This window comes from Flintibacter muris (genome assembly GCF_943192995.1).
Taxonomy (GTDB): domain Bacteria; phylum Bacillota; class Clostridia; order Oscillospirales; family Oscillospiraceae; genus Lawsonibacter; species Lawsonibacter muris.
In genome coordinates, this window is record NZ_CALPCP010000016.1 from 49,501 (window position 1) to 76,065 (window position 26,565).

Annotated in this window: 31 protein-coding genes and 1 pseudogene; all 32 read left to right on the forward strand. The window is 54.7% G+C overall.

The window, feature by feature from the left end; all coding sequences use genetic code 11:
• Nucleotides 1–37: 37 nt before the first annotated feature.
• Nucleotides 38–385: a hypothetical protein gene (locus tag NFS22_RS13125; RefSeq protein WP_251318205.1), complete on the forward strand. Its 348-nt coding sequence runs from the start codon at nt 38–40 to the stop codon at nt 383–385.
• On the forward strand, nt 372–1,115 hold the full coding sequence (locus NFS22_RS13130; protein WP_251318206.1) for a hypothetical protein: 744 nt from the start codon (nt 372–374) through the stop codon (nt 1,113–1,115). The genes NFS22_RS13125 and NFS22_RS13130 overlap by 14 nt, the downstream gene beginning before the upstream one ends.
• A gap of 15 nt (nt 1,116–1,130) precedes the next feature.
• Nucleotides 1,131–2,993 carry an ATP-binding protein gene (locus tag NFS22_RS13135; protein WP_251318207.1) on the forward strand — a complete coding sequence of 621 codons (1,863 nt, stop codon included), beginning with the start codon at nt 1,131–1,133 and terminating at the stop codon, nt 2,991–2,993.
• 49 nt (nt 2,994–3,042) lie between these two features.
• Nucleotides 3,043–5,307, forward strand: a complete 2,265-nt coding sequence (locus NFS22_RS13140) for a vWA domain-containing protein (protein WP_251318236.1) — start codon at nt 3,043–3,045, stop codon at nt 5,305–5,307.
• Nucleotides 5,308–5,375: 68 nt separating this feature from the next.
• Complete coding sequence (locus NFS22_RS13145) at nt 5,376–5,909, forward strand: sigma-70 RNA polymerase sigma factor region 4 domain-containing protein (protein WP_251318208.1); 534 nt, start codon at nt 5,376–5,378, stop codon at nt 5,907–5,909.
• A 37-nt stretch (nt 5,910–5,946) separates the two neighbouring features.
• Entirely contained in the window at nt 5,947–7,179 is a 1,233-nt protein-coding gene (locus NFS22_RS13150; RefSeq protein WP_251318209.1) for a PcfJ domain-containing protein, read from the forward strand.
• 151 nt (nt 7,180–7,330) lie between these two features.
• Nucleotides 7,331–8,107 carry a hypothetical protein gene (locus NFS22_RS13155; protein WP_251318210.1) on the forward strand — a complete coding sequence of 259 codons (777 nt, stop codon included), beginning with the start codon at nt 7,331–7,333 and terminating at the stop codon, nt 8,105–8,107.
• Nucleotides 8,097–8,660: a hypothetical protein gene (locus tag NFS22_RS13160; RefSeq protein WP_251318211.1), complete on the forward strand. Its 564-nt coding sequence runs from the start codon at nt 8,097–8,099 to the stop codon at nt 8,658–8,660. The genes NFS22_RS13155 and NFS22_RS13160 overlap by 11 nt, the downstream gene beginning before the upstream one ends.
• 40 nt (nt 8,661–8,700) lie before the next feature.
• Nucleotides 8,701–9,138 carry a hypothetical protein gene (locus NFS22_RS13165; RefSeq protein WP_251318212.1) on the forward strand — a complete coding sequence of 146 codons (438 nt, stop codon included), beginning with the start codon at nt 8,701–8,703 and terminating at the stop codon, nt 9,136–9,138.
• Between the two features lie 74 nt (nt 9,139–9,212).
• Nucleotides 9,213–10,325, forward strand: coding sequence for a HipA protein (locus NFS22_RS13170; protein ID WP_251318213.1), 1,113 nt, complete (start codon nt 9,213–9,215; stop codon nt 10,323–10,325).
• Nucleotides 10,326–10,409: 84 nt separating this feature from the next.
• Nucleotides 10,410–11,339, forward strand: a complete 930-nt coding sequence (locus NFS22_RS13175; RefSeq protein ID WP_251318214.1) for a hypothetical protein — start codon at nt 10,410–10,412, stop codon at nt 11,337–11,339.
• Nucleotides 11,340–11,527: 188 nt separating this feature from the next.
• Entirely contained in the window at nt 11,528–12,106 is a 579-nt protein-coding gene (locus NFS22_RS13180; RefSeq protein WP_251318215.1) for an Rpn family recombination-promoting nuclease/putative transposase, read from the forward strand.
• Nucleotides 12,107–12,383: 277 nt separating this feature from the next.
• The gene (locus NFS22_RS13185; RefSeq protein WP_251318217.1) at nt 12,384–13,526 is read left to right on the forward strand and encodes a hypothetical protein; all 1,143 of its coding nucleotides are present in this window, start codon (nt 12,384–12,386) and stop codon (nt 13,524–13,526) included.
• Complete coding sequence (locus tag NFS22_RS13190) at nt 13,526–14,563, forward strand: YqaJ viral recombinase family nuclease (protein ID WP_251318218.1); 1,038 nt, start codon at nt 13,526–13,528, stop codon at nt 14,561–14,563. The genes NFS22_RS13185 and NFS22_RS13190 overlap by 1 nt, the downstream gene beginning before the upstream one ends.
• 68 nt (nt 14,564–14,631) lie before the next feature.
• Complete coding sequence (locus NFS22_RS13195; RefSeq protein WP_251318220.1) at nt 14,632–15,312, forward strand: hypothetical protein; 681 nt, start codon at nt 14,632–14,634, stop codon at nt 15,310–15,312.
• Nucleotides 15,313–15,321: 9 nt separating this feature from the next.
• A complete protein-coding gene (recD2, locus tag NFS22_RS13200; protein WP_251318221.1) occupies nt 15,322–17,499 on the forward strand; it encodes an SF1B family DNA helicase RecD2 in 2,178 nt (725 codons plus the stop codon).
• 18 nt (nt 17,500–17,517) lie between these two features.
• Entirely contained in the window at nt 17,518–17,991 is a 474-nt protein-coding gene (locus NFS22_RS13205; RefSeq protein ID WP_251318222.1) for a hypothetical protein, read from the forward strand.
• Complete coding sequence (locus NFS22_RS13210; protein WP_251318224.1) at nt 17,988–18,740, forward strand: hypothetical protein; 753 nt, start codon at nt 17,988–17,990, stop codon at nt 18,738–18,740. The genes NFS22_RS13205 and NFS22_RS13210 overlap by 4 nt, the downstream gene beginning before the upstream one ends.
• 47 nt (nt 18,741–18,787) lie before the next feature.
• Nucleotides 18,788–19,123, forward strand: coding sequence for a hypothetical protein (locus NFS22_RS13215; RefSeq protein ID WP_251318226.1), 336 nt, complete (start codon nt 18,788–18,790; stop codon nt 19,121–19,123).
• A 65-nt stretch (nt 19,124–19,188) separates the two neighbouring features.
• Entirely contained in the window at nt 19,189–20,292 is a 1,104-nt protein-coding gene (locus NFS22_RS13220; protein WP_251318227.1) for a CpXC domain-containing protein, read from the forward strand.
• A 32-nt stretch (nt 20,293–20,324) separates the two neighbouring features.
• Nucleotides 20,325–20,588 (forward strand): acetate and sugar kinases/Hsc70/actin family protein, encoded by a 264-nt coding sequence (locus tag NFS22_RS13225; RefSeq protein ID WP_251318228.1) that lies wholly within the window; start codon nt 20,325–20,327, stop codon nt 20,586–20,588.
• Entirely contained in the window at nt 20,575–20,955 is a 381-nt protein-coding gene (locus tag NFS22_RS13230) for a hypothetical protein (protein WP_251318229.1), read from the forward strand. Before NFS22_RS13225 ends, NFS22_RS13230 begins: the two co-directional genes overlap by 14 nt.
• Before the next feature lie 542 nt (nt 20,956–21,497).
• Nucleotides 21,498–21,701, forward strand: a complete 204-nt coding sequence (locus NFS22_RS13235; protein WP_251318230.1) for a helix-turn-helix domain-containing protein — start codon at nt 21,498–21,500, stop codon at nt 21,699–21,701.
• 15 nt (nt 21,702–21,716) lie between these two features.
• Nucleotides 21,717–21,989 carry a hypothetical protein gene (locus tag NFS22_RS13240; protein ID WP_251318231.1) on the forward strand — a complete coding sequence of 91 codons (273 nt, stop codon included), beginning with the start codon at nt 21,717–21,719 and terminating at the stop codon, nt 21,987–21,989.
• A 191-nt stretch (nt 21,990–22,180) separates the two neighbouring features.
• Nucleotides 22,181–23,689, forward strand: a complete 1,509-nt coding sequence (locus NFS22_RS13245; RefSeq protein WP_251318232.1) for a ParB/RepB/Spo0J family partition protein — start codon at nt 22,181–22,183, stop codon at nt 23,687–23,689.
• 88 nt (nt 23,690–23,777) lie between these two features.
• Nucleotides 23,778–23,969, forward strand: a complete 192-nt coding sequence (locus NFS22_RS13250; protein ID WP_251318233.1) for a hypothetical protein — start codon at nt 23,778–23,780, stop codon at nt 23,967–23,969.
• A 40-nt stretch (nt 23,970–24,009) separates the two neighbouring features.
• Nucleotides 24,010–24,351, forward strand: coding sequence for a DUF7768 domain-containing protein (locus NFS22_RS13255; protein ID WP_016316827.1), 342 nt, complete (start codon nt 24,010–24,012; stop codon nt 24,349–24,351).
• A 1-nt stretch (nt 24,352) separates the two neighbouring features.
• On the forward strand, nt 24,353–24,796 hold the full coding sequence (locus tag NFS22_RS13260; RefSeq protein WP_338147972.1) for an antirestriction protein ArdA: 444 nt from the start codon (nt 24,353–24,355) through the stop codon (nt 24,794–24,796).
• A 19-nt stretch (nt 24,797–24,815) separates the two neighbouring features.
• On the forward strand, nt 24,816–25,277 hold the full coding sequence (tnpA, locus tag NFS22_RS13265; RefSeq protein ID WP_160276540.1) for an IS200/IS605 family transposase: 462 nt from the start codon (nt 24,816–24,818) through the stop codon (nt 25,275–25,277).
• A gap of 99 nt (nt 25,278–25,376) precedes the next feature.
• Complete coding sequence (locus NFS22_RS13270) at nt 25,377–25,742, forward strand: antirestriction protein ArdA (protein WP_251318234.1); 366 nt, start codon at nt 25,377–25,379, stop codon at nt 25,740–25,742.
• 61 nt (nt 25,743–25,803) lie between these two features.
• Nucleotides 25,804–26,286 (forward strand): PcfB family protein, encoded by a 483-nt coding sequence (locus tag NFS22_RS13275; RefSeq protein WP_330590957.1) that lies wholly within the window; start codon nt 25,804–25,806, stop codon nt 26,284–26,286.
• Nucleotides 26,273–26,565: pseudogene (locus tag NFS22_RS13280) on the forward strand (VirD4-like conjugal transfer protein, CD1115 family); the annotation flags it as partial. The gene NFS22_RS13275 and the pseudogene NFS22_RS13280, both read left to right, overlap by 14 nt.

Sequence of the window (26,565 nt, forward strand, 5' to 3'; positions counted from 1 at the left end):
GTCTGTGCGCCTTTTTTGCGTTTAAGGGGGGATGTGTTTGCGTAACCAAGCATTTCAAGCAAGAACTGAGACAGAGAAGCGGAGAAAGTTGGAAGTCGTATTGAGACAACTGACCGGAAATTACCTGACAGCCCAACAACGACAGTTGATCAGTCACATGGTAGGCTGCGGACAGCAATACAACTTCCGGCTGTGCCAGGAATCCGGGATGCCAGACGTTATGGACGACCAAGCTGTAGTCCGCCCTATTTTCGGTGATGCAGCGGACGGGGTCAACGGTCCGGCTGCGGTTCTCGTTCGTACCACTGATCAGGGAGAAGTGTCCAACACAATTTATATCTATCTGCCAATACCGAGGGAGGAAAAAAGGGATGACACCCGATAAGAAGAAACACCTGCTCCATGACATACTGACTGTGATCATGCTGCTCGCAGTCCTGCTCACCATTGTCCGGCTTTGGCCGCTTCTGCTGCTACTGCTGATCGGTCTGATCGCCTACGCCTTATGGGTGCTTTTCCATGTGGCCAGGCAGCCGGTCAAGACTGAGCCTGTTCCGCTGCTAATGCTGCCTGCGCCAGTAACGGAGCAATCAATTCTGGCTGCGGCGTTTGGCCTGCTGCAACGGAAGATCACAGAGCAGGTTGCCATGCGGTATCCGGATGCCAGATGGGTATGGAGTATGTCAAATGCTTTCGATCAGTTTGCTGCCGGACAGCCTTTAACAATTCTGCTCAATGGCGCTGGCGGTTACCAGAGAGCAACTGTGTGGGTCCAAAATCTCCAATTTGCCGGCCTGGTCTACACGACCATATCGGCTGCCAACCCTGAGCAACCTGCCGAAAAGGCCTCTGAGCAAGAGGAGCCGCCCGCAGAAGCGAAAGAGGTTGATTATGGACTGCTGTCCTTTGAATGGGTAGAAGCCAATATGCAGCGGCTGAACGCACTGAACAATGAGGCCGTTGCTGCGGGTCAGGACGGGTTCCGCATCTCCGCAGAGGAACTGCCTCACGGGGACAGTTGGCCAACGCTATGTGCCGAACTGGTTCGCAACGGGTTCACGGCAGCAGAACCGATGGCTGACGGAATCCATGTCAAAATCAAAATAACAGAATAGGAGCGTGATTTACAAATGAGTTCAAAACTGTTCGTATTTGACCGCCCCCTGCCTACGCCATTTGATAAGGGTGGGAAGAAAGTCAAGGTGTCGTCCACCTATGGGGATGGCACAGAGGCCACGCTGAGCAACACTGTTGTGAAAGCTGTGCTGGCGTACTGTGCCTGCAAGGATGGCTCCAAGCCTGGCGCCGTGGGAACCTGCAGAAGCAAGGGTGTTGCCGAGTACAAGTCGGCCTCCGGTGCGGATGCCTACCACCTGGCGGTCTATGACCCTAGGAACGGGACCGTGCTGGCCAGCAAGTATGACAGCAACACCGAGATGATGGAAACCTATTCCGTGGGGAAACGCGGTCAGGATGGTGCCGCCATAGTGCTGGCCATGATCCCCGCCCTTGCAGCTGACAAGGAATTTGGGGATAACCTGGACGCCTTCATGTCGGAGTATCAGGGCTCCTTTTCTGATTTGAAAAAGGCCACTGATTTGCTGGCGATCCTCTGCGACAACGTCTATCGCCGTGTGAGCGATAAAACCTGTCCCGCACATCTGCCAGTCAATATCGACAACTCTGGAAATGTGATGCGGGTCTCTCCGACTCATCTGGACTCCGGTAGTTTTGCGCCCAACCAAGTACTGGCGGGTGAGTTTACCATCCTGGCCCACATCGGAGAAACGGTTGTTCTGGAGCCCCAAAAGGCAGTTCCACATAGCGATTTTGTCGGCAAATATGCGCTGGACCCCAGCCGCAGCCTCACTGTCTATGAGGAGTCTCTAGTCCCCAACTTGGCGCCATGGTATGTCCTGCCGGAGGAGGTGGTCAGTATCTGTGCCCACGCCCAGAAGTCCACTGAAAAATCCTTGCCCATGCGCAATTTTCTGCTTCGTGGTCCGGCCGGAACTGGCAAGACCGAGGGAGCCAAGGCGATTGCCGCAGGCCTGCACCTGCCCTATGTGAAATACACCTGTTCGGCCAATACCGAGGTCTACGACTTCATCGGTCAGGTTTTCCCAGATACCAACGGCCCCTCCACCGGGGACGCAGATCTGGACCGGGAGCGGCAGGAACTAAAAGAGATGGGCGGCATCACCTTTGAGAATGTCAAAAAGCTGATGAACCTGCCCGGCCTGGATGATATGGACTATGACCCGGAGGGCACCTATAAGTTGCTCACTGGCCACGCCAAAGCTGGCGCGACCTCGCAGGACTGCATGGCGGAGGTAATGGGCCGGGTGACGGACAAGATCCAGAAGCTGTGTTCGGTCAAACCTGAGACGGCAAATGCCGGACAGACCTACACCTATATGGAAACGGACTTTATCCGAGCCCTGAAGTATGGCTACCTGGTGGAAATCCAGGAGCCGACCACGATCATGCAGCCCGGTGTGCTGGTGGGCCTGAACTCCCTGCTGGAGCAGAACGGCACTATTACACTGCCTACCGGCGAGGTCATCCGGCGGCACCCTGATGCTGTGGTGGTCGTAACCACCAATGTCAGCTATGAGGGGTGCCGGGGTATGAACCAGTCGGTATTGGACCGCATGAACCTGACGCAAGACATTGAACTTCCCGCGCCGGAGATTATGGCCCAGCGTGCTATGAGCGTCACCGGCTGCGAGGATGACTTCATGGTTTCAAAAATGGTGCAGGTAGTCAACGATATGGCTGACTTCTGCCGCAAAAACGGCATCTCCGATGGCAGCTGCGGAATGCGCAGCCTGATCGACTGGATTATGAGCACTGAGATCACTGGCGACCCCCACATCTCGGCCATGTATACCATCATCAGCAAAGCCACCGCAGACGAGGAGGACCGGGCCGCCATCGTCACCTCTGTTTTGGAGCCCATTTTCGCGCCTAAGCGGAAAAAGGCGGTTTGAACGGTATCGCTATTAAAAATAGAAGGGAGGTTCTTTACTCTTGGCAAGAGTGAACCATAAAAAAATCAAGCAGCTTATCGCGCAAAAGCAGAAGACCATCACTGACCGGCAGTTTTTTGCGTCTCGGGCCCTGGCCGCCTACTTTGAGGATATTGCCGCCGCCCAGACCAGGCGTTACGGCTACCGGCGGCGGGTCAAGGTCAGTATTGTCTGGAAGCCGAAGGAATCGGGCAGTGCCCGCACGGACAACGGCCTGATCTGGATCAACGCCGGCCATCCCAGTGTGACCATGCACAAGACCCGGCAGGCCCGGTATGAGCAGGTCTGCGGGCTGTTCGGCCATGAGCTGGGGCATGTACTCTATACTGACTTTCTCACCTCTCAGACCTATCACAGGTTTCAAGAGAGCGGGAAGTGGTACCCGGAGCCGCCGCTGCGCAGCAGCAGGGATCGGAATGCGGAAACGGAATATTTTGAGCTGCTTCAGTCTGACCCCAAATGCCGGAAAGTGCTGGGCCTTATCAGTCATGACATCCTGAATGTCCTGGAGGATGGCTACATTGAGCAGCGGATGATTACGGACTACCCCGGTATCTTGGGTGCAAACCTGGAAATCAGGCGTGAAAGCACATTTGAGGTACTGCCCACCGTGACCCAAATGACGGAGCAAGAGGAGGATGGCGGCCATATCTGGCTGACAGTGCTCCAGTGTATCCTCGCCTACATGAAGTGGGGCCGGATCAAGTATGGGGAGACTCCGCTTACAGATGAACGAATCCAGTCAGTGTTCTCCCTGCTGGGGGACCTGGATACAGCCTTGACCAGTCAGGATTTCCGGGACAGGTGTCGTACCGCCAACATTGTACTGATCCGCTGCTGGCCTTACATCAAGAACTTTGTGGATTACTGCAAGGACATAGCCGATCAGGCGGCAGAAGGCGGCGGTGAGGGCGATGCCGATAACGTGCTCCAGCAGCTACTTTCGACTTTGGCTGGCAACAGCGCTGAGGGAACTGGTGAAACGGAGCCGGTCTCCGGCGGCACGCCTTCCGGCACCGACGGGGGTTCCCCGACTGCAGGTGTCCGTGCCGCTACCGCACAGCTGGCCGCCGATACAGCCAAGGAGGAGGAAGAATCTGAATCTGACGCTGCGACCGATGGCGGCGAGGAGAAAGAATATCCCGTGGAGGAAACTGCGGCCGCTGCGTCTGCTGCCCCGGAAGAAGAAGGGTTGCCGATGGAAGGGCAGTCCCCGCCGGGGGCCTGCCAATCCGTAGCTGAGCAGGAGAATGGACGTATCCCCCTGACCGACACCTCTACGCTCTCCGCACCGGAGGGTGGCACAATGGAACGGGATGACGACTACAAAGGGACCGGATACACCGGCGCCGCGTCCGATATCCAGCGGATCCTGGAAAAAATCGCTGAGGGCAGCGTCTGCCAGGAGCTGGAGCGGCAGCGAACTAAGGAACTGACCGAACTGGCCCAGAGCATTTCTTACGGGAATATCCATGAAGGCGTCAGTATGAAGGTTCATCGGATAGCCCAGGTGGATGACGATTTGAAAGAGCAGTACCAGGAGGTTTCCGGTGACCTGCTCCACATTTCCAAACAGCTGCAGAAGTCGGTTCTGCAGCAGATGCACGACAGCCGCCGGGGAGGGAAGCAGACTGGCCTTCTGATGGGCCGCCGTCTGGATATCCACGCACTGAGCCGCAACGATGGCCGCGTCTTCTACAAAAACTCGCTTCCAAACGAGATCCCGGCCCTCTCTGTAGGGTTACTGCTGGATGAATCAGGCAGTATGTGCAGCTGTGACCGGGCTACATACGCCCGCGCTACCGCTATCATCCTCTACGACTTTTGTCAGGCCTTGGGTATTCCCATTATGGTCTATGGCCACTCCACTGGAAGCGGCGTCGATCTATACTCCTACGCGGAGTTTGACGCCATCGACCGGGATGACCGTTACCGCATGATGGATTTATCCGCCCGAGGCAGCAACCGCGACGGGGCCGCTCTGCGCTATGTGGCGGAGCAGCTGTCCCGGCGTAGCGAGGATGTAAAGCTGCTAATGCTGGTGTCCGACGGCCAGCCGGCGGATACCGACTACTATGGGACGGCTGCCGAGGAGGACTTGCGCGGTGTCAAACAGGAATATCAGCGCAAGGGCATCCTTTTCGTGGCTGCCGCCATTGGGAGCGACAAGGAGAACATTGGGCGGATCTATGGTGACAGTTTCCTGGACATCAGCGATCTGACCAAACTGCCGGTCAAGCTGGCCGGCATCATCAAGCGGTTTATCCGCGTATAAGCAGACCAGGGCAAGGCCGGTATTCGGCCTTGCCCTGCCATTCTCTAACAACGACGAGGAGGTACAACATGGATTTCATTGAGAGAAACGAGATTTTTATGGATAACGAGGGCATGATCCGCAGGGTAATGCGGCGCAACTGGGCACTGATCTGTGCTATGCGCCTGGATTGGGACGACGTATATCAGGAACTGGCCATGGCCGCCCTGAGCGCCATCGAGACCTTCGACCCCACCAGGTCTGAGTGCATCCAGGCCCATATCTGGATGAAGCTGCAGTATGCCATATTGGACATCAAGCGTCAGTACCGGCCCTGCGGACTCACTTGCTTTAGCAAGCAGCAGCGGCCCGTTGTGGTGTCCCTGGACCAGAACGAAGGACTGGAGCGGTTCCTGGCCGTTGAGCCTCAGAAGGAGGAGCTTTCCCCGCAGATGCAGCAGGCCCTGTCCCGTTTGAACGCGGAGGAGCGTAAGGCTGTCATCCGCTATCTGGACGACCAGGGGACAAAGCGGGATTCTGCGGTTAGATCCGCCCTGAACAAAATCAGGTATTACTATCTGGCTGCCGTTTCAGAGCCGCGATACACTGTGAGCGTCTGGTAAGAAAACATAAATATCACAAAACTGGAGGTTTCATGTCATGCCAGAAACGAACACCAGCCCCGCTGCTGTTTCCTTGAAGGACTATATCATTGATCTGGACGGCGCCAAGCAGAAACCGTCCGTGGCCTATGAAGTTGTTCTGGAGAACAATACGGACTTCATCCTGCGGCGTCAGACCCAGAAAGTGCAAAAGGAACTGGTGATTTTGGTCAGCCAGGGCCTCTACTACATCCGCGACTGCAAGAGCGGCGCCATCGACCCTGTGACTATTGGAAATCTGCGCTCGTTCCTGCGGGATTTGAAAGATAGTTATATTGATCTTCAGCAGGTGAACTGGCTTGGCACGCTCTTCAAAGAGTCTGCCGAATTCATTATCACCGTGACAGGAGACGCAGTCCTCACGGATATGTGCCGGCATAATGTGCCCATCAGCCATGATAAGCCGCGGAAACATGTGCAGTATTGGGAGCAAAACAAGCGGCTTTTCACACGGGTGGCACAGTTGTTCCCCGCAAATGCCACCGCCAGCGGGAAGTATCAGAACTGTATCCCGGTCATTTTTTGGATTGAAGCGCGTTACGGCGCCAACGAGGCGATGTATTTTGCCGAGCAGTTGGTTCGTTCTGGGGTGCGGAATATGAGATTTGATTCGACATACCGATATAATCCGAACTGCGAACCTGATTCTTTTGTCAAGATTATGGAATCAGAGTACAGCATCAATCTAAGGCGCTTCATCGACTATATCTGTTTTGACCTCTACCGGCAGGGCTATGGCGAGGTAACTGAGAACTTCTTTCGGGAGTACATGGACTATCTCTCCATGCAGAAAAATTTCTACGGAAAGGTCAAGGAGAAATATCCGGAGCATTTCAAAACCGCTCACGATGTTATATCTTTGAAGATCAACTTGGCCAGGGCCGCTGAACAGTGCCAAAACTTCGCTGAGCAGGCGGAACTGGTTAAGGAGCTGGAATACAGCGCCCAGGGCTACTGCATCGTGGTGCCGACTGAGCCCAAGGAGTTGGCAGACGAGGGAATCAACCTCAGCCACTGTGTGGGCGACTACATCGACCGTGTCGCGTCCGGTGAATGCCACATCCTGTTCCTGCGGCGCAGAAACGCGCCGGAACAGTCCCTGGTGACCCTGCAGCTGAGCGGCAGAAGGATCTGCCAGGCGCAGGGCATGAACCGGCGTGGCCTCACTCAGGCGGAGCGGAAGTTCCTGCTCCGCTGGGGACACGAGCAGCAAATTGAAATTGCCGTTTGACGGCGCGAGGAGGTTATTGCTGCGGAGTGGGTTTCAGTATATTTGACTGCAGCATTTACTATCTGACGGTCTAAATGCCGGTGTTTGAGGGGAGGAGGCCAGATGTCTTCTCCCCTCATATTTCAAGCAATCCAAAAAATCGGAGGTTTTTATGACGTTCAAAGAATTGATTCAAACTGGACAGTGTTCCATCAGCACCATTGACGCATGGGTCGAGATATGGCGCAAAGAAAAGGGTGTGGGACAGTCCCTTCAAGCATTCCTGGGGCTAAATGACATAGAATATCAGATTTGGCTGATGCGGGGGAACGCTGGTTTGGCGCGGCAGCTCAGCAATGGGCGTTCGCCGGAGTATGAGACGGTCTACTTGGGCTGGGATGAATTGACGGCTCAGCTTCAGGAGATCGTGGATGCGGAACTAGGAGTTGGCTGCACTGTCACTCTGCGCAGACAGGACTATTACTATTGGGATATGCGGCTTGAAACAGTACAGGAAATAAACGAGGCGCTTAGCGAGAAGATTTGTGAGCGTCTTGAACTGCGAGATGTTGATGTGCTGATGTTCCTTGAGGAGGACTGGGTGGACAGCGGTTATCTTTGTGGGCTGCTCTCCAAACTGACCCATCGGGAGGTTACCTCCAGCCATGCTGATGACCATGGTGTTTGGATCATCTGTAAGAGCCTGATCTGGAGCAGCCCGGAGTTCACCACCCATCTTCTTGCGAAATGTGAGAAACGGCTTCGCCGTGAAATCGGGGATCAGCGTTACTCTTGGGTTAACCCAGACACGGCCTGCCATCAGCTGTTTGGATTTATGGAGGCACTGACACTGCTTGGCCTCTTGGACCGGGATAAGTGGATTGTGATGCCCGACCATTTTGCGAATGCAGCTTCTGCCTCAAAGGAGGTGCGCCGGGATGAAATGTGAGCAGCCAATGTGCTGGTGCTGTGCCTGGCGGCACATTGTTGGCCCTGGAAAGGATCCGACACTCGATTGCGGACATCCTTCCGACCATATAAGAAAACAGTTTCACGGCAGCGCTACCGCAGAGATGTGCAAGGAATATATTGAAGATGACCCGAAAATTAAGGTGAAAGTTACCCGGGATACAAGAGAAACTTTTATGAGGGCTGTTCATCAAATGGCGGTAGATGGCGGGCACTTTGCCGAAGCTGAAGCAATCCTGGACTATTTCCTGCCGGATACACGACATCTCCCCGCAGAGATCACATGCGATGAATTTGACTTCATAACCAAAGTCAATTTTGGGGGAAATGAAGGCATTTATCTCGACTGCTATGCTGAGGGACGCATTTTGCAAGATGGGGAAAAAGGCCTGTGGCATCTTGGAACCTATAAAACGCTGGGGACATCCCTGTCCGATATGCAGATTTTCGGAAAGCTGGGCGGGACGCTGACCTTTTTGCCCGCAAGTACCTCTGGGATAATTCTGAGCGATTCCTTACCGACAGGGAGCTGAGGATACATGCTATCGAAAAGAAACATAAGGAGGGCAAGATATGAGTTACAGTACATGGCACAATTATGGCTACGGGATATGCGTTGATGATATTAGAGAACGGGATGTGGGAAAACTGAAGGAATTGCTGAACCATGCCCCTAAATTCCATGCCACAGTACAGGGATGGCTTACTGAAGTGGGCATAACCGAACCAACCTGGGATGACTATATGGAGTTTGACCAAGATTACCTTTTGGGGCTGGCTACGCTGCTCCAGAAAGTGATTGAGGAGGCTGAGGGGATCCAAATGATTGCCTGCGATGATTTTAATAGCGTTACCTACCTGCTGTACTCTCCAAGCTATCCCTGGCAGTTAAAGAATAGCGAGCGTGATTTGACCGAAGAACAGCTAGTACAGCTATTCGGCCGTTATGTTCGGATCCTGACCGATGTTCCGATTGATGTTGACTATCAATCAGTGGAAAATGGCGGATGAAGAAATCCTGTCATTGCGAAAAAGGCTGTTCCTGTGTATAATGGGACCAGCCAGAAAGAAGGGAGGATCAGGCAATGGCAACTCATGGTGGAAAAACGGACTACATTTTGCTGAATAAGGATCTCCCTATGCTGGCATTCCACTGCCGGCGCAACGAGTTCGACGAGCCGGAGTTTTTTGAAGACCAGTGGCTCACCGCACTCCGGCCGATTGGCTACCGAGGCCTGCCGGCGTTCCTGGACCAGCGGAAAGCCCCCAAGCACCGCAAGCATATCCAGCAGCTATTGGAGCAGTATGGATGCGACGACCCAGAGGGGTTCCTGCGTATCACCCACGCGCTGTCACTGAACGATACCTTCTGGGTGCGGGAAGCGGATTCGCCGCTGACCTGGCAGGAGGTATCCCTCTATACCAATCCGTTCAGCGAGATCATCAGTGAGGCTGCCTTTGACGGTATCATCAGCGAGACAGACCTGTCCTCCACATCCCCGGAGTTCGGGACAGACGGATACTATGCCAAGTGCTGGAAACGGGAAGAAAGCGGCGTTTATCTCTATAAAAGCGGCAGCGCACACTATGAGATCGAACCGCTCTCCGAGTACCTGGCTGCGCAGTTATCTGAGCGGCTGTGCCGCGAGGCAGTGCCCTACGACATGGACTTTTACCGGGAGAAGCTGGTCAGCAAATGTCCGCTCTTTACCAGTGAGGCTGTGGGGCTTGCAAAAGCTGGCGCAGTCTTCTGCGGGGAGGAGCGTACCATACCAGAACTGCTGGCCTATTTCGAGAGCATTGGCAGCGGAGACGCTTTCCGGCGGATGTGTGTACTGGACGCCATCATCCTGAATACCGACCGCCATTACGGCAACTTCGGAGTTCTGTTTGATACAGAGACTCTGGAGGTCCAGGGGATGGCTCCGGTGTTTGACCACAACCGGAGTCTGCTGCCGGAGTTGGACAATGACCAACTTGCAGACCCGTCCTGGTATCTGCGGCGATGCAAGCCCAGACTGGGCCAGGACTTCATCCGAAACGCTAAAGGTCTGTTGATGGACGATATTCGCCGGGACCTGATGGAGCTGAAGGACTTTACGTTTCAGCAGCACCCCCGCATCCATGCGGAGCAAGAAAGATTGGATGCCCTGAGCAGAATTGTTCAAGGGCGGATACACCTGATTTTATCGGACTGAAATCACAACACGCACAAGGAGACTGTGGACATTCCCCACAGTCTCCTTGTGCTATCTGAAACAGAAGGGAGGCTGTCATCTGTTATGATGACGAACCAAAGAAGCGCATTGACCACTGTCGTATCCTACCCGGAGCGCGGTGAGGGCGGCAATAACAAATACCGCAGCAACTGTTCCCCAAAACTGATTGAGGATCTGATCGCCCACTTCGGTGTTCAAGAGATCTGCGACTATATGTGTGGCAGCAACACCACCGGCGATGCCGCCCGCACCATGGGCATCTACAGTCACACCTACGATCTGCACAGCGGGTTTGATCTGCTCCACAGCGACATCCCCGAGCGGCCTCAGTTTATCTTCTGGCATCCGCCATACTGGGATATTATCAAGTATTCGGATGTCATGTACCGAGCTTTCGACGTACAACAGCGGTACGGCTATGATCCCCGCCGCTTTGACCTCTCCCGGATCCCAACTTGGGAGGGCTTTGTCCAGGCCATGAATTACTGCATGATGAAGCAGTTCTGTGCGTTGGAGAAAGGCGGCCGCATGGCGGTGCTGGTTGGCGACATCAAGAAGAAGGGCCGCCTTTTGAGTATGCTCTTTGAACTGACCAAACCCGGCACACTGGAGAATGTCGTTATCAAGACCCAGCATAACTGCGTCTCCGACCGCCGCAGCTACAGCGGCAAGTTCATCCCCATTGTCCATGAGTATGTACTGCTTTTGCGGAAGGATATGCCACTCACCTACCCGTTGCTGATGACCTACCGGCTGCAGGGCGATATCCGGGATATGCCCGGCGCCACATGGCGGGACATCCTGGCAGATGCAATGGAGTCGTTTCGCACTCCGGTTTCTCTGGAGCAAATCTATACTGTGGTGGGGAGCTACAAACGCGCCCAGCAACAGCAATACTGGAAAGACAAGGTGCGCCAGACGTTGCAGTACCACCCCAACACGTTTTATAGCCCCAGCAGAGGCATCTGGACTCTGAAAAGGCAGGCCGGTTAGCATGGGCTCGCAAGAATCTTAGGAGTAACCGCATGACAGACCGGGACAAAATCCAGCAGCGGTTTTTGTCCCGGGTTTGGCGCAGTTCTCTATGCAGGTTTGAAAAGCAGAGAGATTTGTGGTAGTATAAACGCAGATAGATTTCTGCTTGATCAAACGGGACGGATTCTACCGGGAAAAAGTATGCCTTGGAAATCCAGCGGGAGGACAAGGGGGCAGACCCACACAGGGCAAGGTTCCATTCCAGCGTGATGGATATTGAAAATCTTGATGCTGGGCAGGAGTTTGACCAACTGCCGGATACCTACACCATCTTTATCATTGAAAAGGATTTTTATGGTAAAGGCGAACCCATCTATCCGATTGAGCGAATGAATCTTGCAACGGGTAAACCTTTTGAAGATGGGGAACATATCCTTTATGTAAATGGTGCGTATCAGGGTGATTCCGACATTGGGAAACTGATGCACGACTTTCGTTGCACCGATGCAGCAGACATGAATTTTGAAATTCTGGCAGACCGCACCAGATATTTGAAGGAAAATCCGAAGGGGGTAAGCGAAATGTGCAAAGTGATTGAGGAGATGCGGAAGGAAGAACGCGAGGAGGGTATGAAAGAGGGTATTAAAAAGGGCATGAAAGAAGGCATGATAGCAGTGGCGCTCCGAATGCTGGAGACTGGGAAGTATGCTCTTGAGGAAATTGTCACTATTTCGGGTCTGCCTCTTGATGAAGTGAAAAATTTGCAGACAGGGCAAGGCGCATAAGTATTGATCCATTTTTTAGATTCAGCTATAAACTGCTGTTTCAGCATTGACGGAACGCTTCGAGGATGGTATAATTCAAACATACAGTATCAGTGCCGCAGGAAAAGTGCGCATAGTATTCCGTGTACCAAAGTGCCATTTGCATGTTTGCAGATGGCACTTTTTTTGTTTTCCGGGCCAATTTTATACTGGCAAATGCAGCGTTCCGAAAAGGACGCTGCTTTTGTATATTCAGGGCATTCCGCCACAACAAAAATGAGAAAAGGAGCGATCAAAAATGCTGAAACAATGCCAAGACAGCTATTCCACCCAGTTTACCCAGTTCCCCGCCATGCTGGCCTATCACGAGGAGACCCGCAAGGCCAGCCTCTGGGAACGCACCGAGGTCAACCGCCTGCGTGTGGCCGCGCTGGATAAGGCGTCCCCGCTCTATGAGGACCCCTCCAGCTTTGATTCCGCTGTCAGCCAGGAGGCTATCGCTGATACGGCGGAGAACCTGGGCCTGGCCATCCAAGTGGGGGAACGGTATTTCCCGCTGCGGGACACCGCCTACAAAAGTCTGCTGGATCGGGCAAAAATCAACGGCACCGCCCTGCCCAAGCTCGCCAGGGCCAAGCTGGCTGAAGTGCTCAACTCCTGCCTGGAGCTGCACAAGGACAGCGCCCTGCTGCTGATTCGGGACGAGAAGGTGTCCGCAGCCCATTCCGGGGACGGTCGGGATTACTCTATCCTGGAGATCGACCAACTGCTGGACGGCCTGCAGAAGAAAATGGACGAACGGTTCCCGGGCAACAGCTTTGAGAGCGGTTATTCCGACCACTCTATTACCAGCGCCTCCTGGATCCTGCCCGGCCAGAAAGAAGACCTGCTCAGCACCTATGAAAAGCTGCTGGAAGCGGAGGGCAAAAAGACACTGGCGGCCAAGCTGATGCCGGGCATCCGCTTTTCCACCTCGGACACCGGGGTGGCCTCAGCGAAGGTGTCAGCGCTCCTGATGGGCCTGCAGTATCCCATCCACATCGGCGGCATGGTGGCCATTGAGCACCGCCGGCAGTCCAAGGTGCCCGATTTTGTGGACGCTCTGGATATGCTGTTCGCCCAGTTTGGCGATTCAGTGGCCCGCCTGAGCGGCCTGCTCACCATCCACCTGGATAACCCGGTCAATGCCATGACTGCCGTGTGTAAAAAGCTGGCCATGCCGAAAAAGGCGGCAATAGAGGCCATCGCCATGTTTGAGACAGCCAACGGCAATGCTTCGGCCTCTGCCCATGACGTATTTATGGCCATGCAGGAGATTCTGTTCAATCTGAAGGTCAGTGGTGCGCCTGAGAGCAAGCTGCTGTCCCTTCAAGAGAACATGGCCCGGGCGCTCACACTCCGCTGGAGCGACTACGACCTTGCAAAGCAGGTGAGCTGGTAATGGCTGCACCGATCATTCTGTGCGACTGTGCGGGAATGGATGAAAAACGCTGGCTGGAGTGCCGGGAGCATGGCCCGAAAGGGGACATTGAGTACACCGTGGGCGGAAGCGATGTGGCCACCATCTTTGGCCTGTCACCGTGGATGACGCCTCGGGAGCTATGGTTGATTAAAAAGGGCCGTTTGCAGCCAAAAGCAAAGCCCAACCCTCTGCAATTAGAGATGGGGCATTTGCTGGAGCCGATTGCGGCCCATTTTTATGCCCAGCGGACCGGGAACACCGTCACTGATGACACCAATATGTATCAACACGCGGACTTTCCCTATGCCCTGGCTGACATCGACCGGCGCATCACCCGAAAGGGTGACGGAAAGCCGGGCGTTCTGGAATGCAAGAGCTGTACCTACCACAAGGCCGGCGACTGGGCTGATGGGGCTTACCCGCTCTACTATGAGTTCCAGCTGCGCTATTATCTGGCAGTTATGGATGTGGATTTCGGTGCCTTTTCAGCCATCTGGGGTAACAACCCGGAGCATGACCTGGCTACACCCAGTTTAATTCGGGATCAGGCGAAGGAGGACATCATTTTTGAGAGGCTGGATCAGTGGATCTGGAGTCTGCGGAATGACAAACCGCCTGCCATGACGGAGGTGGCCCCGAAACTGGCGCTGGAGGCGCTGGCTCATATTTGTGGTCCAAGCCAGAAAGCTCTTCCAACGATTGAGTTTCCCTTAAAATATGAAAAATCCCTGCGGGGAATTGTCGCGCTTCAGGATGAAAATGCCGCACTCAGACAGCAGATGAAAGAAAATGAAGCAAAGATCGAAGCATACAGTGTTCGTATCGCGGAACTGATGAAAGCCCATGAGCATGGTGTGCTGACCACCACCAAAGACAAGCTGCTGGTGGATTTTGTAACAAAAACCACACACCGTGTAGATTCCGGATATCTCAAGAAAGAGCACCCCAGTATCTACGCGGCTGCGCTCAAGGCTTCGGAGAGCCGAAAAGTCAAGGTTTCTGTTGAACCGGTATAAGAAATATCAAAATACACAGGGAGAGCCACAATGCTGGCCTCCCTGTGCTATCTTTAGGAGGTAACAGCATGGTACTCATGAAAAAGGAAACTCCCGCCCGGCATCTGTTTTCCAGACGTGTGGATAAGCGGTCCCGGGCTGAGATGACTGCTTATCTGTCAGGCCATTTTCGGTATAACACGATGAATAGCTGGAACCGAAGCACATCGTATGCCTGCAATATGAAGCTCTACAAACTCGGTCTTGACCGGGGAACAGAAGACAAGCTCTGGGACATTATCCAAGTACCTGAGTTCTATGAGCGGCTCAATGAGCGGATTGAGGACTTCAACTGGCAGCACAACTACCTGTGGCAGGCAGGTTGGAACGGCCGCAGCGGCGGATATCTGGTACTCTATCAGGGCGGAACCAAGCCCAGCGGATATCGCTCCTACTGCACCAAATGCGGCCAAAAAAATTACACCTCGATAGCAGAAACCGGAAACTGGTGCGGGGTATGTAATGAAGAGGCCCGTGTTGACTACATCAAGCCGCCCATGCAGATTTTTTCTTTTCCGGGGCGGGACGTTGATATGGACGAGGACTTTGAGGACTGGTCTCTCTATGAACTCCAACAGCGGACAGAGCTGGTACAGGAATTTGACCGGCTGGCCGATGACATTGTGGCTGAAGCTCTGTATATCGCCCAGAACCACTCGGTGGAGGAGCGGACCGTCTATATGCCCACTACCGAACTGGTGTTGGCGTAGGAGGGTGAGATGAAGTGTAAATTTTTCAGACTAATCTACCCCAAGAGTGTTGAGGACGCCCAGAACGGCAGCTACACCGTGGCGCTCTATGCGCCCTGTGAGACTGTGCTGGACAGCCAGGGAAACAAGCTGAACAGTATTACCGTTGTAGGCTACTACCTGCCCATCATGGAGCGGATGAAAGTGGATATAGCCGGCAGATGGAAGAAGGATGCCAAATACGGGCTTCAATTTATGATGGAGTCCTATGAGGAAATCATCGACCCAGGCAAGAAGGGGATCGTTGCTTATCTCTCCTCCGGACTGTTCCGTGGTATTGGCAAAAGGCTGGCCGAACGTATCTATAACACCTTTGGGGACGATGCCCTGACGATATTGGACAACGACCCGGACCGCATCCGTGAGGTGCCCGGCATCAGTAGTAAGCACTGTGAACAGCTTCGAGACTCATACTTGGAGACTCGAAGCGCCCGGCGGATCATCACCATGCTGGCACCATTGGATGTCAACGCTGGGCAAGCCGTTCGTATGCAAAAGGAGTTGGGTATCAGGGCGGAGGAGTTGCTGAAAGAGCGTCCCTATGAGGTGTTTGAACAAGGGCTGCTGTCATTTGAGGTGGCAGACCGATTGGCGGAACGTCAGGGTATTCCCAGGACAGCCCCTGAGCGCGTCGCTGCTGGACTGCTCCATACACTGGAAGTTGCTGAGCAAAAGGGACATCTGTGCCTGCACAAAGAGCACTTTGTCCGGCAGGCGGTGGAACTGCTGCGCACGCCGGGTCTGAACCGCATGACGGTTGCCAACGTGGCGTTTGAGATGCTGAAAGCAGACCGGCTGGCCCTGTATCAGAGCCATGTTTACCGTCCAGTTATGGCGAAAGCTGAGGACGGTGTTGCCCAGTGCGTTCGAGAAATGCTCCAGCGGAGCAGCCTGCCCTATATCGGCGACTTAGACGATGAGATTGACCAGCAGCAGGAGGAACTGGGCTTCACATTGGCGGAGGAGCAGCGGCAGGCGGTTAAGACCGCCCTCGCATCCCCAATCTGTATTATTTCCGGCGGCCCTGGTACTGGCAAGACATCCATTCAGCGTGTTTTTCTGAATATCTACCAGAAGGCGTTCCCGGATGCGGACATTATCTGCTGCGCACCCACAGGCCGTGCGGCCCGACGACTGGAGCAAAGCAGCGGCCTTCCTGCCTGCACGGTCCATAAAGCGCTGAACCTGACTGCAGGTGATACAAACACCCTGACCATGCCGGAGCAGGTAGATGCCGATCTGGTATTGGTAGACGAGATCAGTATGCTGGATATGGCTATGACCTGGTATCTATTCCATGCGCTGCCGCCCATGTGCCGGCTGGTATTGGTGGGAGATGCTGACCAGCTTCCTTCTGTAGGGCCGGGCGCGGTACTCAGTGAGCTGCTGCGCTGCGGCAGAATCCCGATAGTGATGTTGGACAAGGTGTTTCGCCAGAGCGAAGGCAGCATGATTGCCGAGAACGCCCGGCACATCCGTCATGGCGATACGGACCTCCAGTTTGACGGAGACTTCCAATTCTGGGGTTCCGCCGATATTCGGCAGTCCGCCGAATGGCTGGAGCGGCTGTATATGCAGGAGGTTTGCCGGTATGGTGTGGACAATGTTGCGCTGCTGACCCCGTTCCGGGCAAAGACCGAGACCGGCGTGCGAAGCATGAATGAGCGGCTGCGGACCCTGGTCAATCCACCGGGCGCAAATAAACCGGAGCTGTCCTTGGGACAGCGGATCTTCCGGCTTGGTGACAAGGTCATGCAGACCAAGAACCGGGAAGAGGTCAGCAACGGAGACATCGGCTATATCCGCAAAATTGAACGGGATGATGACGGGTTCCTGGTGGAGGTGGATTTCCATGATGACCGCATTGTGGCCTATGAGGACAATGAAAGTCTGAGCCATTTGGATCTCGCCTACGCCACCACCATTCATAAGTCCCAGGGCGGTCAGTATGACTCGGTGCTGCTCAGTATCCAGAATTGCCATGGCCGTATGCTCAAGCGCCCTCTGGTCTATACCGGCCTTACCCGAGCCAGATGCAGAGCGCAGATTGTTGGTGACTGGCAGGCAGTCATTCGGGCCATTCAGACAACGGATACAGAGCGGCGCAACACCCTGCTGGCAGCCCGTATTATCCAAACGGCAACATAGTGAAGGGAGGAAACAAATATGGCTACTGTTCTTGAAAACTACTATAATCTCCGCAGCGAGGTAGACCAGCGCATCGCACAGGGTAGAGCGCCGGCTGATGCAATCTGGTGGCACGGTGAGATCGTGTACCGGATCGGTGTGCTGGAGACCTGCCAGATGTTCTGCAAGACGGCTCCGGTCACCATGGAGGCCCAGTTTTTGCAGGGACACTACAAAATGCTGGACGCCTATGTGCAGTGCCTCGCCCTGGAACGCCGTTATGGGCCTAACCGCGGACCTGACACGCAGAAGGAACGGGATGCTGCCCAGAACAATCTGGGGCGGGTGATTGAAGATTACCGCAAGCGTTTTTCCAGCTTTGCGCCGTCCGCTCCGGAAAGCTACAGCCGGGAGATTGGCAGAGTGATTCAGACTCTGCTTCCCGCATGGCTTCAGTTCCGAAACACATTTGTACCCATTAAAAAGAAGGAAAAGGAGGCACCTGCATCATGACTACGGACAACACACAGGCCAAGCAGACGGCCATGGAGGCCTTGCAGAAGATTAACGCTGTGGAGGGGTTCGATCCCGCTGCACTGGCGGTGGAGTATACCGACCTGAACAGCGCCAATGGTGGTGAAAAAAGGCTACGGCTTCCGGTTATGGTCCAGATCGGCTGGTTCCGGCTGAAATATCCGGAGGGACGTATCGCGGTTTCCGTCACGGCGGGGAAGGACTGTTTTGTGGCAACAGCCCGGGTCTATCCCCACTATTCCGCACCGGTGGATCAGTTCTTGGCCGAGGCGACTGCCTCCAGAGGTTATCTGCCCGATAAACCTACTGTCTCACCCAGAGAGTGGGCGCAGACCGCTGCGGTGGGTATTGCCCTGCGTAATGCAGGCTTTGGCCTCCAGTTTGGGGCCGCCGGTGATTCCTTTGATGCACCGGCTGTGGACGAACTGGGCGGTATTATGTGGAGCGGCAATCCTGTGGATGCCTCCATTGGGAGCGCCCCGCCTCCGCCGCCTGCCGCGCCTGCCGCTCAGGCAGCCCCGAAGCCGCAGGAACCTGAGCTGTCGCCTTTTGAGCAGGCACTGAAGGTTTCGTGCCCGATTGCCAAGTACAGCGGGAAAACGCTGGGGGAGGTTATGCAGATCGATCCTAAAGCACTGTATTGGGTTGCTACCAAGTTTACCGGCAATGCCGAAATTGTGGCTGCAGCCAAGCTGATCTGTGACGAGGCGGTTAAAACAACCGCTTGAATGAACAAGGGGGCCGGTTCTATACCGGCCCCCGGAAAGGAAAAGGCATGAAGCAAATCATTCGCCCGATTTTCTGCGTCATGGGCATCGCAGGTGTCGTGGCTATCTGGCTGTGGATGATGATTTCGGCATACAAACCGGCCCCATATCCGGTATCCTACTACACACCGGACTATGTGGAATCTTATACTGTGGGGAGCTTTGACCAGCTCCGAATCTGCAAGGTTTACTATCTGGCCCCGGAAGATACCACTGAACGCATTTCTACGGAAGATTTTCAGGAGTATGGACGTTGTTTTTCGCTGTTGGAGCTGACAAAGGAGAGCTGTGACAAGATGGATATCTACACGGCAGTTTTTCAGGAAACAAGGTCTTCCTCGTGAGTTATGGGCGATAAAGCAATCGGCTCGGCGCTGTGTAAAGCGAAGAGGAAAAGGGGGAACCGCAAATGGAACTGCGCTTTCAGATGAATGACATTCTGCCGCTGCTTCCGATTCCACAGCCGCCCATGGGAAGGAGTTCCTATAATATCCCCTGTCCGGTCTGTGACCATGCAGGATCCAGAAAGCGGCATCTTAATATCAACCTCAAGCGCAATGTGTTCCGATGCCCCAAATGCGGCCAGTTTGAAGGCGGTGTCTTTGACCTCTACGCCTACTATACTGGTGTATCTCGGGATAAAGTGCGCCAGGATCTAACGGATCGGCTGGGCGGCGGAGAAAGTCATTATTCCAGCAAATCAGGCGGGAAGAAGAAAGCACTGCCCAGGCCAAAACCTGCCGAGGTGCCACAGGCCCCGCTGGTTGGTATCGAAACAAGGGACCGCGTTTACCGGGCACTTCTAAGCAAACTGACACTTGCATCGGATCACCGGGACAACCTGCGGGGGCGCGGTCTGACTAACGAGGAGATCGACCGTCTGGGGTATCGTACAACGCCGCTGGTAGGCTTTCCCGCGTTGGCAAAGGAATTGATTTCAGAGGGGCATGAGCTGTTTGGTGTACCTGGATTTTATCGGGACGAGGATGGGCGCTGGACAATGGCTGTTTATCTGCGAGGAATTATGATCCCCTGCCGGGATCGGCTTGGCCGTATCCAGAGTATCCATATCCGTCTGGACAAAAAGATGAAAAAGGGCGGAAAGTTCCTCACCTTTTCCAGCATAGATAAAAAGGACGGCGTGGGCGCTGAAAACTGGTGTCATATGGCCGGCCCCGTTCAGGAGTGTGTTTATCTGATTGAGGGCTACATGAAGGCAGACATCGTTCATTTCTTCACTGGGCAGACTGTCCTGGCCATCCCCGGTGTCACATCTCTCCATTATCTGGAGAAGGCGCTGAAAGAACTGACACAACTGGGAGTACGCCATGTGATGACTTGTTTCGATATGGATTATCTGAAAAACTGGCATGTGGAGGCTGCCTATGGAAATCTGATACAGCTCTTAGGCGGGTTGCCGCTGACCTTTGGCACCTACCTGTGGTCGCCAGACGATAATGGCCTTGACGATTATATCTGGGAGTTTTTTATGAGAAAGTATCCTCTGGACTGATAGTATCCGATCATTGAGGAGCGGGGACAGCAGTGCTGCCCCCGCTCTTTAACTATGCTGCCGGCATCCTGGACAAGCTACGGGAACTGCAGGTGGATTTGCGGGCGACTCCTGCCATCTTCACCGGCGGCGGTGCGGCGCTGTTTCGGACTTTCATTGAAACGTCCAACCAAGTGGCGAAGGCGGAATTTGTTGCCGATCCGAAAGCCAATGCTGTAGGATTTGGGATGCTGGCCACTGCCCAACTGCGTCAAATGCAGGCACAGAAGGTCGGTGAAGGCTTTGCGCAGGGATGACAGGTTCCGGTTTTCCCTCCAGTGGAGTGCCGATACGGAAGAAAAGGCAAAGGTAGGCGCTTTTTTAGAGCGGCTGGGGAACAAGAAAAGCGATTTCATCATCCTGGCCGTCGTTGACTACCTTCAGCGGCATCCGGAAATGGAGATACCTGGTGCAAAAATCAAAATTACCTACCAGCCACTGCATACGAAGGAGCAGCTTCTGGCGATGGTTCGGGAAATGGTGAAAACTTCGGTGGGAGAATTTCTGTCAGGGAATGCGGCTGCTTCAACACAGAGCAGTCAGCCCCCGGAAATGTCGCTTGGCCCCAGTGAGCAGGATATTGACGCTATGGTAGCAAGCCTCAAACTATTTGACCAATCATAATGAACGCCTCACAGCCCCTGTCCAGGACTGTGAGGCATTTTTGCGAAAATGGCAGGAATGTGGGCAGATTGCGGGCAGACAGTCGGGGATAGGAGTGAGAGGCATGAAATGCCTTTTGGGAAGGCATCCCTGTACCTTGACAAACAGGCCGCATGGCCTCATAGAGCCAACGGGTACGTTAAGTATATGGCCCAGCCGTATTGGGCAGACCAGAGCCATGATCCCAACGAATGGAAGGAGGAACAGGGAGAGCCGGGTGCCGCATACAAGCAAGCTGTGGCAGCTTGAGGCCATGACCCATATACCGAATCATGATACACCACCCTGGCTATGGTCCGAGCGGTAGCCAACCCGCCGCAGGCTGTAGGGGGTGCCGGAAAAGCCGCGGAGGTAAGTCCTGTGGAGCGGTCCAGCCAGCCGCCGCCCGTTGCTCATTATTGATAACATTAATTGATTTAAAACTTGAACGGACTTGTGCAGCCTGCTATACTAATCTTCGTAGAGCAGCTGCATATTGGCCTTGACGAAAGGAGGCTGCTGCAATGGGGACCAACAATATGCAGCACAACAGTGTCCCTGATAAGCGGGTCTATCGTGTAGAGGAAATTGCAAACCTTTTAGGAATCAGCACATCTTCCGCATATGAACTTGTAAAAAAGGGACATTTCAAAACGGTACGAATCGGAACAGCAATTCGCATATCCAAAAAATCCTTTGATGAATGGTTAGATAGCCAGATTACTTAAAAGAGGAGTGTAATCATGGCGTCTATCAAAAAACGCAGAAACAAATTCAATGTCGTCTACTACTACATCACCGAAACTGGTGAGCGCAAGCAAAAATGGGAACCCTACGACACCGAGGCAGAGGCGAAAAAGCGTAAGGCTGAGGTGGAGTATAAGCAGAAAGTCAATCGTTTCATTGCCCCCAGCAAACTGACTGTCAGTGAGTTTTTGGACAACTTCGTCGAACTTTATGGGGAAAAGAAGTGGGGTCCACATACCTATGAATGGCTCCTATTAGGAACACTGTAATATCAAGGCTTTTCGGAGCCTGCAACCACAAAAAAATAAAATTAGAGCTATCACATTACGCAGAAAGCCGTCCGGGAAGAAAAAACGGGCGGCTTTTTTGCGTGGATAGCCGGGAGGGAGGCGAAAAAATAGTAACAAACTTTTAGCACAAGATTTGTGCAACATTCACGAAAATAAAAAGGAGGTAACGAATGGCAGACGAAAAGCTGAACACGAGCCCGGAGGAAAATCCCCAGCCCAGCCTGTTCGATACGGGCCCGGCTGAGGCTCCTACCCCGGAGGCTCCCACGCCGGAGCCCCCGGCCCCGGAGAAAGCCCCCGAGCAGGCCGCCGGGGAACCACCCGCGCAGGATGCCCCGGCTGGGGCCCCCGGCGCGGTGAATGTCTCCGCTGACCAGATTGAAAAGCTGATGGCAGAACAGCGGGCGGCGGGACGTGCGGAGGTGGAAAAGAACGAGCCGCCCGAACCGGAACAGCCGCCCACCCCGGCCCCGGAGGAAAAGGCCGCCGGGGAAAAGGGGCCCGCCAAAAAGGACAAGGCCGCCAAAGAAAAAACGCCCGAGCCGGATAAGTCCAAGGGCAGGCGGGGCCGCAAGCCCAAGGAAGAAAAAGCGGGGCCCGGTGAACCGGGAGGGACGGGGGCCCGCCGTGGCCGCCCGGCCAAGGCTGATAAGGCGGCCCCGGACAGGCCCCCGTCCCAACCTCGAGACAAAATGTCCCAAAGCAAGGGGGCCAAGGCCGCCACGGTAAAGGGCAAGGAAGAGGCCCCCGCCGCTCCCCCTCCTGCGCCGGAACAGCCGCCCCAGCCCCGTGACGCGACCCGCGCTGAAAAGGAAGAGATTGTTTATCTCAACCTCTCGGAGCTGTTCCCGTTCAAAGACCATCCCTTTGGGGTGCGGGACGATGCGGAAATGAAAGGGCTTGTGGAGTCCGTCAAGGACAACGGCGTACACCAGCCCGCGCTGGTGCGTCCCCGGGAGGGCGGCGGCTATGAAATCATCGCGGGCCACCGCCGCCAGCGGGCCAGTGAGCTGGCCGGGTTCGCCAATATGCCTTGTATCGTCCGCAACATGACGGATGACGAGGCCATCCTTGCGATGACGGACGACAACCTGCGCCACCGGGAAAAGATTCTGCCGATGGAAAAGGCCCAGTCGCTGAAAATGCAGGTGGAGGCCATCAGCCATCAGGGGACGAAGATGGAGGGCGTGGCCGCCGGGGACGTTGGAAAACGCTCCACGGAAATCGTGGGGGAACGGAACGGCATGAACTACAAGCAGGTACAGCGGTATATCCGGCTGACCGAGCTTGTGCCGGAGCTCCAGTCTATGGTGAACGAGAAAAAGCTGTCTTTCACCCCCGCTGTTGAAATCTCGTTCATCAAGCCCAAAAACCAGAGGTTTATCGCCGTTTCCATTGAGGGCGAGCAGGCATCCCCCTCGCTCTCCCAGGCCCAGGAGCTCCGCAAGCTGGATAAGGACGGGAAACTGAACGGCGATGTGATTGACGGCATTTTGAGCCGTGAGAAAAAGGAGGTAGACAAAGTGATTATTTCCGCCGCTGAACTGAACAAGTATTTCGGCAAAGACACCACGCCCCGGGAGATGAAAGACCAGATTATGTCCCTGCTGGATGCGTGGAAAGAGAAACAGCCCCCGGAGCGCACCGCGCCGGAGAAAAAGACCGACCGGGAAAAGTAAGCCTTGAGACATTTTGTCCCAAGGCTTTTCTCTTTCCCACGTCCCTCCCCCGCGCCTTTCATGGCGTTCTTTTTAGAGAGGGGCTCTGGTGGTATATCCCCCGTCGCCGCCTGCTACTGAGCACAGCCGGGAGTGGGCAGTCAAGGGGCGGAACGCCCGCCGCCTGCGGCGGCCTGCCCTTGACGGCCCGCCCCGGCTGTGCCACCCCTCCCGGCGCGGCGGGGGATATATCCTCCAGAGCCGCCCCCTTTCCCATGAATGGGAAAGGGCGGGGGGATAGGGCTGAACGACAACTATCAAAATATCGGAGGTAAACGACTATGAAACGACCCCTTGCTTACATCACCGCCGCTTGGTATGGCGGCGACACGGAAAACGCGGAGCTTGCCGCGCAGTACTGCCGGGCGGTTTACGATGCAGGCTTTGCCCCTATCTGCCCCGCGCTGTTTCTGCCCCTTTTCCTCAATGACGCGGTTCCCGAGGAACACAAGAGCAGCATCGACATTGGCCGTGACCTGCTCCGCCGCTCCCGGGTGCTGGTGGTGTGCGGGCATACCGTCACCGAGTCCATGAAGAACGACATTGCTGTGGCCCAGCGGCTGGGCATCACCGCCACCACCCTTGAGGGCATCCTGACCGTCAAGGGCCAGGGCCGCCGCTGACATGGCCGCGCTGTTCGAGGCGCACGTCACCAACCTTGGGAAATACAACGAGGGAGTGCTGGCCGGGGAGCCGCTTTCGTTCCCCGCCAGCCCCCAGGCGGTGCAGGCGCTCTTAAAGGACATAGGCGTGGACGGCATACGCTACGAGGAAATTTTTATTGCCAGCTATGACTTCGGCGGCATCCTGCCGGAGCTTTTGGAGCATCTCGGTGAATACGAAAGTCTGGACGAGCTGAACCATCTGGCCTGCCTGCTCTCGGAAATGGCCCCGGACGATTTTGAAAAATTCGGTGCGGCCCTCAGCATGGGAACGCATACCTCCAGCTTGGCGGACATCATCAACCTTGCGGAAAATCTGGAGTATTTTGAATCCCAGGAGGGTACATTCCCCGATGCTTGCATCGCAACAAACTTTTCCCTAAACGAAAACGGTGATATAATGTAAGCGGAAAGGAGAGTTGTAGATGAGTGAGAACATACACAAATCGCACAACGTATCGAGGCTTATGTATCATTTTGTGTTTCCAACGAAATATCGAAGGGTAGTAATAGACGAAGAAGTGGATAAGGTAATAAAAGAAACCTGCATAGAAATCAGCAAAAGGTATGAGGTGGAATTTCTGGAGATAGGGACGGATAAAGACCATGTACATTTTCTTGTACAGTCAGTGCCGAATTATAGTCCAACCCAGATTGTAAAGATAATAAAAAGCATAACGGCGAGAGAAGTATTTGCCAAATGCCCAGAAGTCAAGAAGAAACTATGGGGAGGAAATTTCTGGTCGTCGGGCTATTATGTAGCGACAGTAAGCGAACACGGGAATGAGGGAGTAATAGCGAATTATGTAAAGAATCAAGGGAATGAGTATAAGAAACTATTCCGAAGTGAAGGGGTAGAAGGACAAATAACGTTGTTTGACAAGTAAAGGCAGCGGTGAGGAAACTCCATACCCCGCTTTTGAGGGAGCGAAGCGAGCGAGAAAGTCAAGTGCTGTGAGAGGCGACGTAGGAGCCGCTCACAGTACTTGAGTGCTTGCACCGGGGTAGTTGATTTTTACCCGGATATTGAAAACGAGGACGATTTGGGCCGCTATTATGCGGAGGACTTGCCAATCCCCGCCGAGCTGAAAGACTATGTTGACTATGAGTCATACGGGCGGGACATATCCACCAACGAAAACGGCCACTTTTCCCACGGCGGCTATATTATCCAGACTGATACCCTCAAAGAAATCTACCACGGGACAGAGGACATTCCCAAAGAGCACAAGATTTTTGCCCTCCCCCAGCTCTCCATCCGGGAGCAGATGGCCGCCTACAAGGAAGTGATTGACCGCTTTCCCTCTGCGGCTGACCGGGCCTGCCCGGAGCCGGGGCGGGAGGAGCGGTGACTTCGAGACATTTTGTCCCAAAGGCCGGAGGGCTATCCCCCATGAAAGGAGGCGGTTCTGATTGATTGACGAGGATGTTTCCCGGCGCACTATCGCGCTATCCATGCGGACGGGAAAGCTGACGGCCCGGGTGCTGGCCTATGCGCTCCGGGCGGCTGGCCGGAAGATACAAAAGGAACGCCGGGCCCACCAGACGCCCCACGGCAGGCAGTCCGTGAAAAAGCTGATGGCCCACGGCGCGGCGACCAACAGCATCGAGCTCACCGGGGCCCCAAAAGAATTTGACCGGGTGGCCCGGAAGTGGAATGTTGATTATGCCTTTTATAAGACCGGGCCGGACAAATATCTGCTGTTCTTCAAGTCCGGGCAGGCGGATGCAATCACCGCTTGTTTTGGGGAGTATTCCCGCCGGGTGCTGGATAAGGCAAAGACTGACCGCGTACCCATCCGGGAACAGCTCAGACGGGCCGCCGCCGAGATACTGCGCCAGCCCGCGCCCCAAAAGAAAGACCGCGTAAAGGAGGCCGCCCATGAGGACAGATAAGCTGAAAAAGTACCTTTTGCCGAACCTCCCCTATCTGTTCATCGCGTGGGCCTGCCTAAAGGTGGGGACGGCCTACCGTCTGGCGGCGGGGGCGGATTTGGCCCACAAGCTGGTGGGGATGGTGGCGGCCCTCGGCCCGGCCTTTGCCGACTTCGCGCCGGGGCTCAATCCTTTTGACTGGCTCACTGGCATCGCGGGGGCCGTGGCGATCCGGCTGGTTATCTATCAGAAAAGCAAAAAAGCCCAAAAATATCGCCGGGATGAAGAGTATGGTTCGGC